Here is a 14,896-nt window from a genome sequence, read left to right on the forward strand (position 1 = left end):
ATGGCGCACATACTATCAGCGATCTCTTATATTAGGAATGCGGCATATTGTCACGCGACAAGTTGCCACATTGTCCGAAAGTACAGATAAAGCCTATTGCCCAAAATAAGCCAACAGAAAATTGATGAAAGTAGTCAACTTGGCCGGGTAGAACCTGCGCTGTAGATAGGTGGCGTAAATAGCCAACTCCGGCCGCCGGTATTCACGCAGAATTTCAACCAACTCCCCGTTTTGCAAATGCGGCGCGACCGATAAGCGCGGCGCCTGGACGACACCCATCCCCATGGCCGCCGCCTGGCACAAGGCCCGGCCGTTGTTGGAAGCCAGCATCCAATCGGATTTGATCCGTTTCAGCTCGCCGTTGACGTTGAACAACCAATAATCGCCGTGTGGGGTATCGACATATTGCAAGCATTGATGGCCGCTCAGTTCATCTATAGTTTGCGGACAGCCTTTTTCAGCCAGATAGCCGGGCGAGGCATAAGTCCCCAATTCGGTTTCGGCGATCTTCCGCGCCACCACTCCCGGGTCCAGGGTGTCGGTGACGAGTAACGAGATATCGACGCTACCGACCCGCAAGTTGGGCGGCTTGTTATCCAAGGACATCAGAATTTTGACTTCCGGATATTTTTTTAAGTAAGCCTCAATGGCCGGCACCATGTACATGCCGCCGAAATCGATAGGCGCACTGATTTTGATGGTGCCTTTTACCCGCTCCCCCAACTGGGCCGTCGACGACTCCAGATCGGCCAAATCCTCCAGCAACTGTTTGCTGCGGTGGTAATAGGCCTCTCCGGCGCTGGTCAAACTCATGCTGCGGGTAGTGCGATGCAAGAGCACCACGCCCAACGAGGCCTCTAACTGGGCGATATATTTGCTGACCATCATCGTCGACAGTTTCAGTTCTTTGGCAACCGCGGAAAACGTGCCCAATTCGACGATACGGCAGAACACCCGCATATTATTGAATTTATCCATCGCCCTGCTTTTTATAAACCTGAGGTTTATATTTTATAAACTTTTCTGCGTCTTTAAACCATATTCCGGCTTCGTTAAAATTTACCCCGGAGATAGTTGTTACACCGTCTGGTTCGGCAGTTTCGGCCAGACGTTTTTTCACCCACCGAGGTTTTTATGAGCAAAATTCACAACGAAGTACTCCTAGCCAATCGCGAATACGCGTCCAGTTTCGATAAAGGCGGCTTGGCGATGCCGCCCGCCCGCCAATTCGCCATTCTGACCTGTATGGATGCCCGCCTGGACCCGGCCAAATACGCGGGTTTAGCCGAAGGCGACGCCCACGTGATCCGCAACGCCGGCGGTCGCGCCAGCGACGACGCCATCCGCTCCCTGGTCATTTCCTATAAATTGCTCGGTACCAAGGAATGGTTCGTGATTCACCATACCGATTGCGGCATGGAAACCTTTACCAACGACATCATGAGCGATTTGCTGGCCAGCAGCCTGAAAACCGCCAGCGTCGACGCCAGCGGCTGGCACGATAGCGGTGACGGTCCCGGCTCGACCGACGGTAAATACATTAATTGGCTGACCATCAAGAACCAGGCCGACAGCGTGCTGGAAGACGTCAAACGTATCAAGGCCCACTCCCTGGTGCCGAGCGATATTCCGGTTTACGGCTACGTCTACGACGTCAAAACCGGACGATTGCTTGAAGTACCGGAAGCCACTGCCGCCGGCCAAGCCAGCTAAGACTTTCCGATACGCTAAACAATTGAAGATAGCAGTTATGCAACTGCTATCTTTCACTGCATTTATTGGTAAAGCCCGAGCCAAATCAGGCAGGCCGCGCCTGCTCTCATCAAATAAAACGGCTGATCGCGTTCTTCAACCGCCATTTTTCTGGAGTACTCTGCCAAATGGGCACTCTTCTTCAGTCTTGGCCAGATCTCGGCTCATCGCTTCCGTTTACGACTTCAGATATCTATGCGTTTGCTGTATTTCCAAGGCTTATCCAGATATTGTTCTAGCATCACCCTTTATGCTTGTGCGACCGCGCCAGAGAGAGGATCAACCAAGGTTCTACAAATTCGTTAAAAGGTAACCGAGCGCACCCGCTTCACCTGGCCGAGGCCGCTATTTTTTCAATAAGCCCTGCCGATCTCAGTCACCGCGGCATTGGCTTTCGTGAAAACTGGTAGCCGAGCCAATCCGCCAACCGCAGCCTACCGAGCTGCGCGGAACAATCAGACGATTCGGCACTCTTATCCGGGCTCGATTGTAAGATTTGGGCAATCTGGTAAGCTTCCTGAACAATCACACACTGGAAAGTGTGTTTCATTAAACTAGGAGCGTTGCAATGGCGGAATATCTGCACAAAATTAAAGGTCTGACCGAAAACATCATTGATTTCACGCCGGAAGAAATCAGCCAGATCACCCCGGATGAAATTCAACGGATTTTTTACGATCTGCAGATTCATCAGATCGAGTTGAAGATGCAGAATCAGGAATTGATTAGCGCTCAGGAAGAACTCACCCGCTCACGAAACAACTACCACTATCTGTTCCACCAACTGCCGGTGGGTATCGTCATTGTGGGTGCGAACGGTTTTGTCGAGCAGGTTAACGAAACGCTATTGGAATGGCTCGGTGTCTCGAAAGGTCAGCTGGTCAAAAAGCACTTGTCTTCGGTGATAGTCGATGAGGATAAGGTGTTGTTCAATTCGCGCTTCGACAGTTTTTTCAAGAACCCCGAAGGGAAATCAATTTCACTGAGCCTGAAAGCCAAAAAAAACATGCCGCTAAAAACCAAAATGTCGGGCAAGAAAATTGGCGAAAACGAAACATCTGCACCTACGCATACTCCCGGGCAAGCTTTGATCATTACCGTAACGGATCTCGATGATCTGTAACGTCCGGTCCGACTTACCTGTTGAACCGGTCGGCAAACTTCGAATGTCTGCGAAAACGGATTTGGTAACTAAGCCCACTGATAACGCCAAGTTGGGTTCCCACGGTGTCGAAGGTGGCTCCGGCATTCAATCAGATACGGTTTTCGATGCTTGGGAGATAGGCGAATTAAGGGTATTTTGACGTGTAACAGTAATTTGGTTCATGGTTGAGACTGTCGAACGTGGCGAGTTTGACATGAACAATCTATCTACAATGTGTTCAATGCAGCCGAATAGACCCTCCGCGAACCGATGAAAAAACTCGACAAAGAAAATGACCAGCGATACGTAGTGGGTATCGGTGCCTCTGCCGGAGGTTTGGAAGCGATAGAAAGTTTCTTCAAAAAAATGCCGGCGGATACGGGGATGGCCTTTATTGTGGTTCAGCATCTATCGCCTGACTACAAAAGCTTGATGGTCGAACTACTATCCAAGCACACTCTCATGCCGGTGTTGCGAATCGAAGAAGGCATGAAAGTAGAACCTAATCATGTCTACCTGATACCGCCACGTAAAAACCTGACGATTTTTCACGGCCATCTGCTGTTGAACAATCAGAACCATAGCAACGAACTTAATTTGCCTATCGATATTTTCATGCGCTCATTAGCGGAAGATGTCGGTGAATTCGCGGTTGGCATCGTCCTTTCCGGTACTGGCAGCGACGGCACGCGCGGAATTCGCGCCATCAAGGAGCATGGTGGCATGGTCATGGTCCAGGATGAAGAAAGCGCCAAGTTCGACGGCATGCCTCGAAATGCGATTGCGACCGGCCTGGTCGACTTCATACTGCCGCCGGAAGACATGCCCAAACAGTTGATGGCATTCGTCAAGCATCCATACGCCTTTCAGGATGCCAGCATCAATTCCGAGGACAGCGATCTCACCCGCATATTTGCCCTGTTGCGCGACAAACACAAAGTCGATTTCACGTTTTACAAGCCCAACACCATCGTCCGCCGTATCGAACGTCGTATTACGATCAATCAATGCCGCGACCTTAAAGAATACCGCAACCTGCTGGAAGAAAATCCCCAAGAAGTATCAACCTTGTTTCAGGAGTTATTGATCGGTGTCACCAGTTTCTTCCGCGACGACACGGTGTTCGAAGAGATCCGGAGTAAATGGCTGCCCCAGTTGGTGAAGTCGATCAGCAACAACGAAATCAGGGTATGGATTGCCGGCTGCTCCACCGGAGAGGAAGCCTATTCGCTGGCAATCATGCTCGCGGAATATCGGGAATATTCCGGCAATTTTTTCCGGATGAAATTATTTGCCACCGATGTCGATGCCAAAGCCGTGGAGAAAGCCAGCTCCGGCCTGTATCCGGAGAGTATCGCCGCCGATATACCCTCGCATTTGCTGGTGAAATATTTTTCACGCCGGGAAGACAGTTTTCAAATATCGCAATCCATCCGCGAGATGGTGGTGTTCGCCCAGCACAACCTGATTAAGGACCCGCCTTTTACCAACATTCATTTATTGAGCTGTCGAAATTTATTGATTTATTTACAGCCCATCCTGCAAAGAAAGATACTTGAACTATTCAATTTTTCGTTGGTGAAAGACGGCCTGTTGATGCTGGGCACCAGCGAATCGATTGGCGAGATGGTCGACTATTTCGACATGGTCAGCCCCAAAGGCAAGATTTACCGGGCTCGGGGCAAATACCGCAGCCTGGGTATTAGCAGTATCGATCCGACCCCGACATTGATAACGTCCTTCAGCAATACGTCGCCGCAATCCAGTCGTCACTTTGCCGGCCGTTATCAGGACGACAAAATTCTGGAACGCTTTTTTAACGCGTTGACCAAAGATCTGCTGCCGTTCACCATGATCGTGAATGAGAACTTGGAGATATCGCATATCTTCGGCGATGCGCAGCGTTACCTGACCTATCCCAGCGGAAAATTGGTAACCGACATTACCAAACTGGTAAGCAAGGACTTGGCCATTCCGATCGCTACCGGCGTGCGAAAAGCCCTGAAAAGCGGGGAAAACATCAGTATGTCCAACATTAAACTGCGCGAAAAGGACAAGGCGCGGACCCTGAACATTCACATCAGGTTGTTGCCCGGTCGCAAGAGCCAAGAAACCCTGATTGCGATTCTGATTTTCGAGGCCGATCATCACGCCACCCAGGACATCGGCTTCGTCGCCGATAATTTCGATATCAATCAGGACGCCGCGCAACGCATCAACGATCTGGAACAGGAACTGCAACTCACCCGGGAAAACCTGCAAGCCACGGTGGAAGAACTGGAAACCTCCAACGAGGAATTGCAAGCCACCAACGAAGAATTATTAGCCAGTAACGAAGAATTGCAGAGCACCAACGAGGAATTGCAATCGGTAAACGAAGAGTTGTATACCGTCAACGCCGAACACCAGAGCAAAATAACCGAGTTGACGATTCTCAACAACGACCTCGACAACCTGTTCAATAGCACCAATATCGGTATCTTGTTCCTGGACGAGAATCTGGATATCCGCCGCTTCACTCATAAATTGCAGAGTTTGTTTCATATCGTTGAAAACGATATAGGCCGACCATTCTTTCATTTGACTCATTCGATTCGCGACATCGACCTTGAGAATCTGATCAGCCAAGTGGTGGCAAAAAAGGTCATTTTGGAATCGGAAGTGCAAAACCAGTCTGGCAATTGGTTCTTTATGCGGATCATTCCCTACGCCGTTTCGGACCGGATCTATTCCGGGGTGATCCTGACGTTCGTCAATATCGATCTGCTGAAACAAACCCAGCAAAGTCTGCAACAACGGGCCGAATTGGAAACCCAGCGTCTGGCTAGCTTTGTCAATTATTCGCAGGATGCGATTACCCTTATGGACGAATCCGGCAAATTTATCACCTGGAATCGTGGCGCGGAAATACTGTACGGTTGGAGCGAGCAAGAGGCGCTACAAATGCACTTTGAAAACCTGGTAACCCTGGACGAACGACCAAGGATGCGTCGGGTATTTGAAAAACTCAAACAGGGCGAACAAGTTGCGCAATTCGACAGCAAGCGTTTAAATCGGAGAGGAGAAGTCATTGATGTTTCAGTATCTGCCACCTTGCTCTCTTCTCAAAACGATAGCGGACAAATCTTTGCGTTGACCGAGCGGGATCTGAGAAGCCACTTGTTGATCGACAAACGTCATTGCATCAGTTGCATTCAAAAGCTGGCGTCCATGTTGATGGATGTCAGTGAAGCCATCATTATCATCGATTTCGAGGGGCGTATCGTCGCCTGGAACAAGGGAGCGGAATCCCTTTACGGATGGTCCCAATCGGAAGCGATGGGCATGAAGTTCGAGAGCTTGATTCCGACCAATCTGCGCGACGAAGCACGTAACATGTTTCAAAGCATCATTTCCGGAAAATCGAGCTATCAGGTTACCCAGATCCAACGCCTGACCAAAAACAAACAAGTGCTCGACATCACCATGATCGCGTCGGTTCTCGGCTACCAAAACGGCGATACCATGCTGGTGGTCACCACGGAAAAACCGGTTTAACAGCCGGAGACCGGAATGCCGCAACTGGATCCCGAAACCTTACGTCGCCGAGCAGAAGCGCTTCTGAACGACTTACCCAAAGGCCTGTACGCTGGTCAGTTGGATGACGTCAAAGCTTTGATCCACGAATTGAACGTGCATCAAATGCAGTTGGAGATGCAAAACCAGACGTTGCGGGAAACTTATCAGGCGTTACTCCAAGCCAAAAATAATTTCAGTCTGTTGTTTGATCAAGCTCCTGCAGGGTATTTGAAGATGGACCAGCAGGGGCGCATTCTCAAGGCCAATCAGACACTACTCGACATGTTGGAGGTCAGACAGCAGGATGTTGAAGGCCATCACCTCAGCCGCTTCATTCACCCGGATGACGCCATCATCTTCAGTGCGCGCTACCCGGCGTTTTTCAGTAAGCCCGAGCATAAAACCATCGAATTGCGGCTACTGAAAAACCCGCGGCAAAGCATACCCGTGCAGGTTCAGTTCAATGCGCGCCAGATAAGCGAACTCGACGAGAGCGGCCAAGGGCGGCAATCGTTGTTGGTGATCGCGGTGGATGTCACTGACCGGCATCGTCTGGCAGAGGAGAAAGCACTGGCCGCCAAGGTATTTGAAACCAGCGAAGAGGCGATCCTGATCACCAACGACCACAAACAGATTCTCAGCGTCAACCAATCGTTCATCGATATTACCGACTATCAGCGTTCCGAAGTGATCGGCAAGTCGGTGGTTTCCGTGCTGTTTGCAGGTCATCACCTCAAACTATTCGAGGTGATCTGGTCAAAATTGATCAGCCACGACCGATGGAAGGGAGAAGTGGAGCTTTATCGCCGCAACGGCACTGCTTTCACGGCCTCGTTGACCGTCAGTTGCAGCCACGATGCATTCAGAAAAATCAAAAACTGCATTGTGATGTTTTCCGATGTCACGCAAAAAAAATTGAACGACAGCAAGATCGAATTTTTGGCGCATTACGACATTCTGACCAAATTACCCAATCGCAGTTACTTCAACGAACTGCTGAACAATGCCATCTTGCACGCCAGCCGCTCGCGCGAGTCGCTGAGTGTTCTGTTTCTCGACCTGGACCGATTCAAACTGTTGAACGACACCTGCGGCCATCTGGCAGGCGACGTGCTGCTACAAAACGTCGCCAGTCGTCTGCTTGCCTGTATCAGAGAAACCGATAGCGTATCGCGGTTTGCCGGAGACGAATTCGTGGTGTTGTTGACCCACTTCAAAGATCTCGAGCATTGCCACTCCACCACCGAACATATCCTGCAAAAGCTGCTCCACGAATTGTCCCTCCCCCACGAAATCGGCAGCGTCCAATTTATCGCTTCCGTCAGTATTGGTGTTGCTCTGTTCCCTGCACACGGCACCACGGCGCCGGAGCTGATCAAAAATGCCGATACCGCGATGTATGCCGCCAAGGCCGCGGGGCGTAACAGCTACCGTTTCTACAACGATCAGATGCGTCAGCAAGCCATAGCCCGCAGCAGTATGGAGTTTGAATTGCAGATGGCCGATTGGGAACATCAATTCCATTTGGTTTACCAGCCACTGGTCAATTTGGCCGATCACCGGGTCTATGGCTATGAAGCGTTGCTGCGTTGGCAGCATCCGCAACGGGGCGAGTTGAAACCCGACAGCTTTCTGGCTATCGCCGAAGACAATGGCATGATCAACTCGATCGGCGACTGGGTAATCAGGAATGCCTGTCAGCAAGCATCGGTTTGGCGCGGGCAATGGCCCGATATACCGCTCAAAATTAGTATCAATCTGTCTCCTCGCCAATTTCTGCAGCCCGGTTTGTGCCGGGACATTCAAACATTGTTGACCAACTGCCACTTGGCTGGCGCCCAACTGATCCTGGAAATCACCGAATCCACCGCCATGCAAAACATCGGCGAGAGCATTCGGGTGATGCACGAATTGCGCGAACTCGGCATTTTGTTGAGCCTGGACGATTTTGGCACCGGTTATTCTTCACTGGCGTACCTGAAGAAATTCCCGCTCAATATCCTAAAAATCGATCAGTCCTTTGTGCATGAATTGGGTGCAGAGCAAGATAATGCGCTGATCAAGTCGATCATTGATATTGGCAAGAACATGGACCTGCTGATCCTGGCGGAAGGCATTGAGAATGCCGATCAAGCCCAATTACTGACGCAATTGGGTTGCCAACTCGGCCAGGGTTATTTTTATTCGCCGCCGTTATCAGCGACTGACATCAAACTGCCGTTGGTTGGCTCCAGCACGCACAATACAGCCCCAATATAATCCAGGCCCGAGCCGAATTACCCGATTCCACGGCAGGCCCGCACGCCGCGCGTTCTTGGCAGGCCATGTTCAAGCAGTCTCCGTTTCGTTAAACCATGCCCCAGCATGGTCGGCAAGCAAGTCTGATTTGCACCAGTTTGACCATATTTGTTCGCACCATAGATGTGCGATTCGCCCAAACTGTTATCAATCCCACCCGCCTTTCACCTTCGACACAATTCGGGTTTTCCGGCCAAAACCGGATAATAAATTTTCAACACTTTGTTTTAACAAAACTATTTTATATTTTCCCCATAAAAATCAAAAGTGGCACCTCGTTTGCTTAAGTCTTAATAACACCCAAAGCAGGGTTACTGTTTTAACCGCTCAATGTTGAGCAAACCGGACAAAGGCGTCCTGCACCCGATTCGATTAGGAATCGGGCTGCAGGCGCTTTTTTTTTGGCCCAGACTTTTATCGCTAACAGGAAACGACATGAAACCAGCCAAGAAACCCGCCCCCAAAAAACTGTTTGTCGCCGTCGCTGCCGCCATAGCGGTTGCCGGATTGAGTTTTTCGACAGCCGTGCAGGCCGGCGCCAAACCCGAGAAAGAAGATTTGAAATTCGGCTTTATTAAACTGACCGACATGGCCCCGCTGGCCGTTGCCGCAGAGAAAGGCTTTTTCGAGGACGAAGGCCTGTTCGTGCAATTGGAAGCCCAAGCCAACTGGAAAGTGGTGATGGACCGGGTTGTGAACGGCGAGTTAGACGGCTCGCACATGCTGGCAGCCGCACCGTTGGGCTACAGCGCCGGCTACGGTACCAAAGCCGATATAGTCGTGCCCTTTAGCATGGGTTTCAACGGTAACGCGATTACGGTGTCCAACGACATCTGGAAACAGATGAAACCGAATGTGCCAATGGAAGGCGGCAAACCCGTGCATCCGATTAAAGCCGACGCTTTGAAGCCAGTGGTGGACAAATTCAAAGCCGAAGGCAAACCCTTCAATATGGCGATGACCTTCCCGCCGGGTAGCCATAACATCAAACTGCGCTACTGGCTGGCCGCCGGCGGCATCAACCCCGGTTTTTACGCGCCGCCGCAAGACACGTCCGGCCAAATCAGTGCAGACGCCTTATTGGCGGTGACACCGCCGCCGCAAATGCCGGCTACCCTGGAATCCGGCACCATCTTCGGCTATTGCGTCGGCGAACCCTGGAACCAGCAAGCCGTATTTAAAGGCATCGGCGTGCCAGTCATCACCGACGAAGAACTCTGGAAGGACACCCCGGAAAAAGTGTTCGGCGTGACCCAAGCCTGGGCCGAAAAATATCCCAACACTTATTTAGCCGTCACCAAAGCGCTGATTCGCGCCTCGATGTGGCTGGATGCGGAAAACAACAAAAACCGCAAGGAAGCCATCGAAATGCTCTCGCAAAAACAATACGTGGGTGCAGACGTCGAGGTATTGGCGGCCAGTATGAACGGCACCTTTGAATACGAAAAAGGCGACAAGCGTTCGCTGCCCGACTTCAACACCTTCTTCCGTCACGGCGCCAGCTATCCGTCTTACAGCAGCGCGATCTGGTATTTAACCCAATTACGGCGCTGGGGCATGATCAACGAGTACAAACCTGACAACTGGTACATGGAAACCGCGAAAAAAGTCTATCGCCCTGACATTTATCTGGCTGCAGCGAAAGAATTGATCGCCGAAGGCAAAGCCAAAGCCGAAGATTTCCCGGCAGATACCAGCATCAAGCCGTCGCAAAACTTCTTCATCGACAAAATTCCGTTCGATGCCAACAAACCTAACGATTATCTGGCCAAATTCCCGATTGGCTTGAAAGGCAAACAAACCGTCTCCGGCGGCAAGATTGTCGAGTAACAAACTCTGGTGGGTGCTCTAACAGGGACGTTGTTTGGTGCAGGGAAGCACATCTTTTTTAAAGAATTAACGGACTGGATCTTCAGGCGTATTCGAGCAGCCTGAACAAGCAACATGGGGTACTCGTCGCGTACCTTGATTTCCTGAAGAGGAACATTTTATGAGTAACAAATTGATCAAATTCTTCAATATTACGGGCCTGACCTGGTTCGTACCTTTGGTGAAAATGGCGGCCGGCGAGAACCCGGCCCAACAAATGCGCCAATTGTTTCTGATCATGGGCGTGCCCATCATCGCCTTCGCTATTTTCCTGGGCATGTGGAGCGTCTCTGCATCCGGCGTAAAAACCAGTTTGGGTGCGATTCCGGGACCGGTTGCGGTTTGGGACGAGGTCGGTGGCTTGATCGACGAGCACATTTCCGAACGCACCAAAAAAGCCGAGTTTTACCAACGTCAGGAACAACGCAACAAGGAAAAACTGGCCGAAGATCCAAACGCGGAAATCAAGATTCGCCCCTACACCGGCAAACCGACTTACCTCGATAAAATTCTGACCAGCCTGCGCACCGTGTTCGCCGGCTTTGTGATTGCGACCTTGGTGGCGGTGCCGCTCGGTATCCTGTGCGGCATGAGCCCGGTGCTCAATACCGCGTTCAACCCCCTGATCCAAATCTTCAAACCGGTGTCGCCGCTGGCTTGGCTGCCGATCGTGACGCTGGTGGTCAGTGCGCTCTACGTCACCAGCGAAGACTCTTGGTTCGAAAAGTCTTTCATCACCTCGGCCATCACCGTAACGCTATGCTCGCTGTGGCCAACGCTGATCAACACCGCGGTAGGCGTGTCGTCGATCGATCGCGATCTGGTCAACGTCGGCAAGGTATTACGACTGGATTGGCCAACCCAGATCAAACGCATCATCCTGCCGTCTGCCCTGCCCTTCATCTTTACCGGCATGCGCTTGTCGCTGGGCGTGGGCTGGATGGTATTGATCGCTGCGGAGATGCTGGCGCAAAACCCCGGTCTGGGCAAATTCGTCTGGGACGAGTTCCAAAACGGCAGTTCCAACTCGCTGAGCCGGATCATGGTGGCAGTGTTCACGATCGGCATCATCGGCTTCGTGCTGGATCGCATCATGCATTCGCTGCAAAACCTGTTCTCGTTCCAAAAAATTTAAGGTGCCGCCATGACCGCTGCCGCCAAAATCATCGACCTATCCATGCATAAACATACGAGCGCCTCCCCGGCCAACGACTCCAGCAAACCGTTGGTGGAACTAAAAAACGTCTGCAAATCCTACGGCGAGGGCAAAAGCCGGACTTCGATATTGAAAGACATCAATCTGGATATTAAGGAAGGCGAATTCATTGCCATAGTCGGCTTTTCCGGCAGCGGCAAAACCACCTTGGTGTCGCTGATCGCCGGCTTGATCTATCCCGATAGCGGCGAACTGTTAAAAAACGGCCAGACCATCGGCGAACCAGGGCCGGATCGCGGCGTGGTGTTTCAAAACTATTCGTTGATGCCTTGGTTGACCGTTTACGAAAACGTGGCGCTGGCGGTGGATGCGATCTTCAAGGACTGGACCCCAGAGCAACGTCGGGCCCACACCGAGAAATACGTCAACATGGTCAATCTGGGCCGGGCGATGGATAAAAAACCGTCGGAATTGTCCGGCGGTATGCGGCAGCGGGTCAACGTCGCGCGCGCTTTGGCGGCCAACCCGGACATCCTGCTGCTGGACGAACCGCTCAGCGCGCTGGATGCGTTGACCCGCGGCAATCTGCAGGACGAAATCCTGCAAATCTGGGAGCAGGACCGGAAAACGGTGATTCTGATCACCAACGATGTCGACGAAGCCATCTACATGGCCGACAGGGTGATTCCGTTAAACCCCGGTCCGGACGCCACTTTCGGCCCGGATTTCGTCATCGACCTGGAACGCCCGCGCAACCGTACCGCCTTGAACCACGACCCGGAGTTCAAACGCCTGCGCGCCGACATCACCCGCTACCTGATGGACATCGGCATGCAAAAAGCCCAGGCTGAAATCGGTGACAAGCTGAAATTGCCGGATGTGCGTCCCAACACCAGCAACGACTGGAAACTGGATACCTCGGCCCTGAAGCCGGACCAACGCGACCTGGGCAAGGCCCGCTATCTGGAGTTTGCCAACCTGTCGAAAATCTACCCGACCCCCGACGGCAACGGCACCGTAAAAGTAGTCGACGGTTTTGATCTGAAAATGAAGAAGGGCGAGTTCATCTCGATTATCGGCCACTCCGGCTGCGGCAAATCGACGGTGTTATCGATGACCGCCGGTCTGAACGAGATCTCCGAAGGCGGTATCGTGCTCGACAACCGCGAAATCGACGGCGCCGGCCCGGACCGCGGCGTGGTGTTCCAGGCGCCGAGTCTGTTTCCGTGGTTGACGGCATTCGACAATGTCATGCTCGGTGTCGATAAAGTTTATCCCCATGCCAGCCAGGACGAGCGCGAGGACATCGTCGAGTATTACCTGACCCGGGTCGGCTTGGCCGACAGCATGTTCAAAAAAGCGGCCGACATGTCCAACGGCATGCGCCAACGGGTGGGTATCGCCCGCGCTTTTGCCTTGTCGCCTAAACTGTTATTGCTCGACGAGCCGTTCGGTATGCTCGATTCGTTGACCCGCTGGGAATTGCAGGAAGTTCTGATGGAAGTCTGGGAACGCACACACGTCACCGCCATCGTCGTCACCCACGACGTCGACGAAGCCATTTTATTGGCCGACCGGGTGGTGATGATGACCAACGGCCCCCACGCCAAAATCGGCAAAATCCAGGAGATCGACCTGCCCCGCCCGCGCAGCCGCAAGGCCTTGCTCGAACACCCCGACTATTACAAATACCGGGAGAGCCTGCTGACCTTCTTGTCCGAATGCGACCATACCCACTGATTTCGCTTCTCTGTATTTCATTTGCTTAGGGGATCTATATGCCATTACCGAAACATCAACTACCTACCGCCACGCTACTGTCGATGGCAATCGCCAGTACCACCGCATCCGCTGACCTGACCAAGGAAGTGGAAGATGCGCTGAATTTTTACCATTACGGCAGCAACGGCGCGGTAAAAATGGATTTGAACTATCGCTGGGAAAACCTCGACCAGGACCAAGGTCCGGTCATTCCGGGCAAGGCACCGCGCCGGGTCGAAACCGGTAACGCCAACACCGCCCGCCTGCGGCTGGGTTTGCTGTCGCCGACGTTCTACGACTTCCAGGCCTATGCCGAATATGAAGGTAACTATGCCTTGCAGGAAGACTATGACCAAGGCGGTACCACCACTAACCGCCACCGCGACTATTCGCTGATAGCCGACCCCGACCGCAGCGAATTGAATCAATTCTGGCTCAGTTACAAAGGCATCCCCGACACCTTGATCAAAGTCGGCCGGCAACGGATCAAGTTAGACGACGACCGCTTCATCGGTAACGTTGGTTGGCGGCAAATGGAGATGACTTACGACTCGATACTGCTGACACACAACAATCAGACCATTTTCGGCCTGACCGTCAACGCCGGCTATCTCGACCACATTCAAAACATCTTCGGCGAAACCGAAACCATCAACGCCCCGATCCTGAATCTGAACTACAAGGTCAACGACTGGGGCAATCTGATCGGTTACGGCTACTGGCTGGACTATCGGCAACGCGAGAACTATCACAAATCGTCGCAAACCTACGGCCTGCGTTTTGACGGTAAGTCGCCGCAGTTTTTCGATCGGGTGAATTTTCTGTATACCGCCGAATGGAGCAACCAGCTCGACTACGGCGACAACCCCAACGACTACCAAGCCGACCGCTTCAATTTCATGGGCGGTGTCAGCGCCTTCAACCTGAGTCTGCAAGGCGCCATCGAGCAGCTCAACGGTTACGGCTACACCGGCAACCGCGTTACCACCAACGGCACCACCTACAAATCATTCCAGACCCCGTTGGGTACCAACCACGCCTTCCAGGGTTGGGCGGATTTGTTCCTGACCACGCCCGCCGCCGGTATTCGCGACGTGTTCGCCACCGCCACGTACAAAATGATGAACGACAGCCTGATCGTCACCGGGGTGTACCACGACTTCTACGACGATACCGGCGGCATCGAGTACGGTAGCGAATGGGATTTCTCGATCTTGAAGAAATTCGGCAAGCACTACTCCTTGTTAGCCAAGTACGCCAACTTCAATACCGAGAACACTGCATATACCGACACCCAAAGAATCTGGCTGCAAGCCAACGTCAGCTTCTAAGTCCCCGCCGGCCGGGCGGCAAATGCC

General features: G+C 52.3%; 10 protein-coding genes. 8 read left to right on the plus strand and 2 right to left on the minus strand.

Going from position 1 to position 14,896, the window contains the following annotated elements; all coding sequences use genetic code 11:
- Positions 1 to 93 precede the first annotated feature (93 nt).
- Positions 94 to 978 (minus strand): LysR family transcriptional regulator, encoded by an 885-nt coding sequence (locus AC0IM9_RS00400; protein WP_482802656.1) that lies wholly within the window; start codon positions 976 to 978, stop codon positions 94 to 96.
- Positions 971 to 1,120: a hypothetical protein gene (locus AC0IM9_RS00405; RefSeq protein ID WP_186289667.1), complete on the minus strand. Its 150-nt coding sequence runs from the start codon at positions 1,118 to 1,120 to the stop codon at positions 971 to 973. The genes AC0IM9_RS00400 and AC0IM9_RS00405 overlap by 8 nt, the downstream gene beginning before the upstream one ends.
- Before the next feature lie 14 nt (positions 1,121 to 1,134).
- Here AC0IM9_RS00405 and AC0IM9_RS00410 point away from each other — a divergent pair, with 14 nt between their 5' ends.
- The 8 genes from AC0IM9_RS00410 to AC0IM9_RS00445 all read left to right on the plus strand — a co-directional run bounded on the left by AC0IM9_RS00410 (position 1,135) and on the right by AC0IM9_RS00445 (position 14,869).
- Positions 1,135 to 1,713 carry a beta-class carbonic anhydrase gene (locus AC0IM9_RS00410; protein ID WP_140913977.1) on the plus strand — a complete coding sequence of 193 codons (579 nt, stop codon included), beginning with the start codon at positions 1,135 to 1,137 and terminating at the stop codon, positions 1,711 to 1,713.
- Between the two features lie 607 nt (positions 1,714 to 2,320).
- A complete protein-coding gene (locus AC0IM9_RS00415) occupies positions 2,321 to 2,875 on the plus strand; it encodes a PAS domain S-box protein (RefSeq protein ID WP_482802657.1) in 555 nt (184 codons plus the stop codon).
- A gap of 291 nt (positions 2,876 to 3,166) precedes the next feature.
- Positions 3,167 to 6,433: a chemotaxis protein CheB gene (locus AC0IM9_RS00420; RefSeq protein WP_482802658.1), complete on the plus strand. Its 3,267-nt coding sequence runs from the start codon at positions 3,167 to 3,169 to the stop codon at positions 6,431 to 6,433.
- 15 nt (positions 6,434 to 6,448) lie between these two features.
- Positions 6,449 to 8,713, plus strand: a complete 2,265-nt coding sequence (locus tag AC0IM9_RS00425) for a putative bifunctional diguanylate cyclase/phosphodiesterase (RefSeq protein ID WP_482802659.1) — start codon at positions 6,449 to 6,451, stop codon at positions 8,711 to 8,713.
- A 474-nt stretch (positions 8,714 to 9,187) separates the two neighbouring features.
- On the plus strand, positions 9,188 to 10,582 hold the full coding sequence (locus AC0IM9_RS00430) for a CmpA/NrtA family ABC transporter substrate-binding protein (RefSeq protein WP_482802660.1): 1,395 nt from the start codon (positions 9,188 to 9,190) through the stop codon (positions 10,580 to 10,582).
- Positions 10,583 to 10,742: 160 nt separating this feature from the next.
- Positions 10,743 to 11,756 (plus strand): ABC transporter permease, encoded by a 1,014-nt coding sequence (locus tag AC0IM9_RS00435; protein ID WP_140910454.1) that lies wholly within the window; start codon positions 10,743 to 10,745, stop codon positions 11,754 to 11,756.
- 42 nt (positions 11,757 to 11,798) lie between these two features.
- Entirely contained in the window at positions 11,799 to 13,517 is a 1,719-nt protein-coding gene (locus AC0IM9_RS00440) for an ABC transporter ATP-binding protein (RefSeq protein WP_140910511.1), read from the plus strand.
- A gap of 38 nt (positions 13,518 to 13,555) precedes the next feature.
- A complete protein-coding gene (locus tag AC0IM9_RS00445) occupies positions 13,556 to 14,869 on the plus strand; it encodes an alginate export family protein (RefSeq protein ID WP_482802661.1) in 1,314 nt (437 codons plus the stop codon).
- Positions 14,870 to 14,896: the final 27 nt, after the last annotated feature.

This window comes from Methylomonas sp. Uni0011 (genome assembly GCF_056850255.1).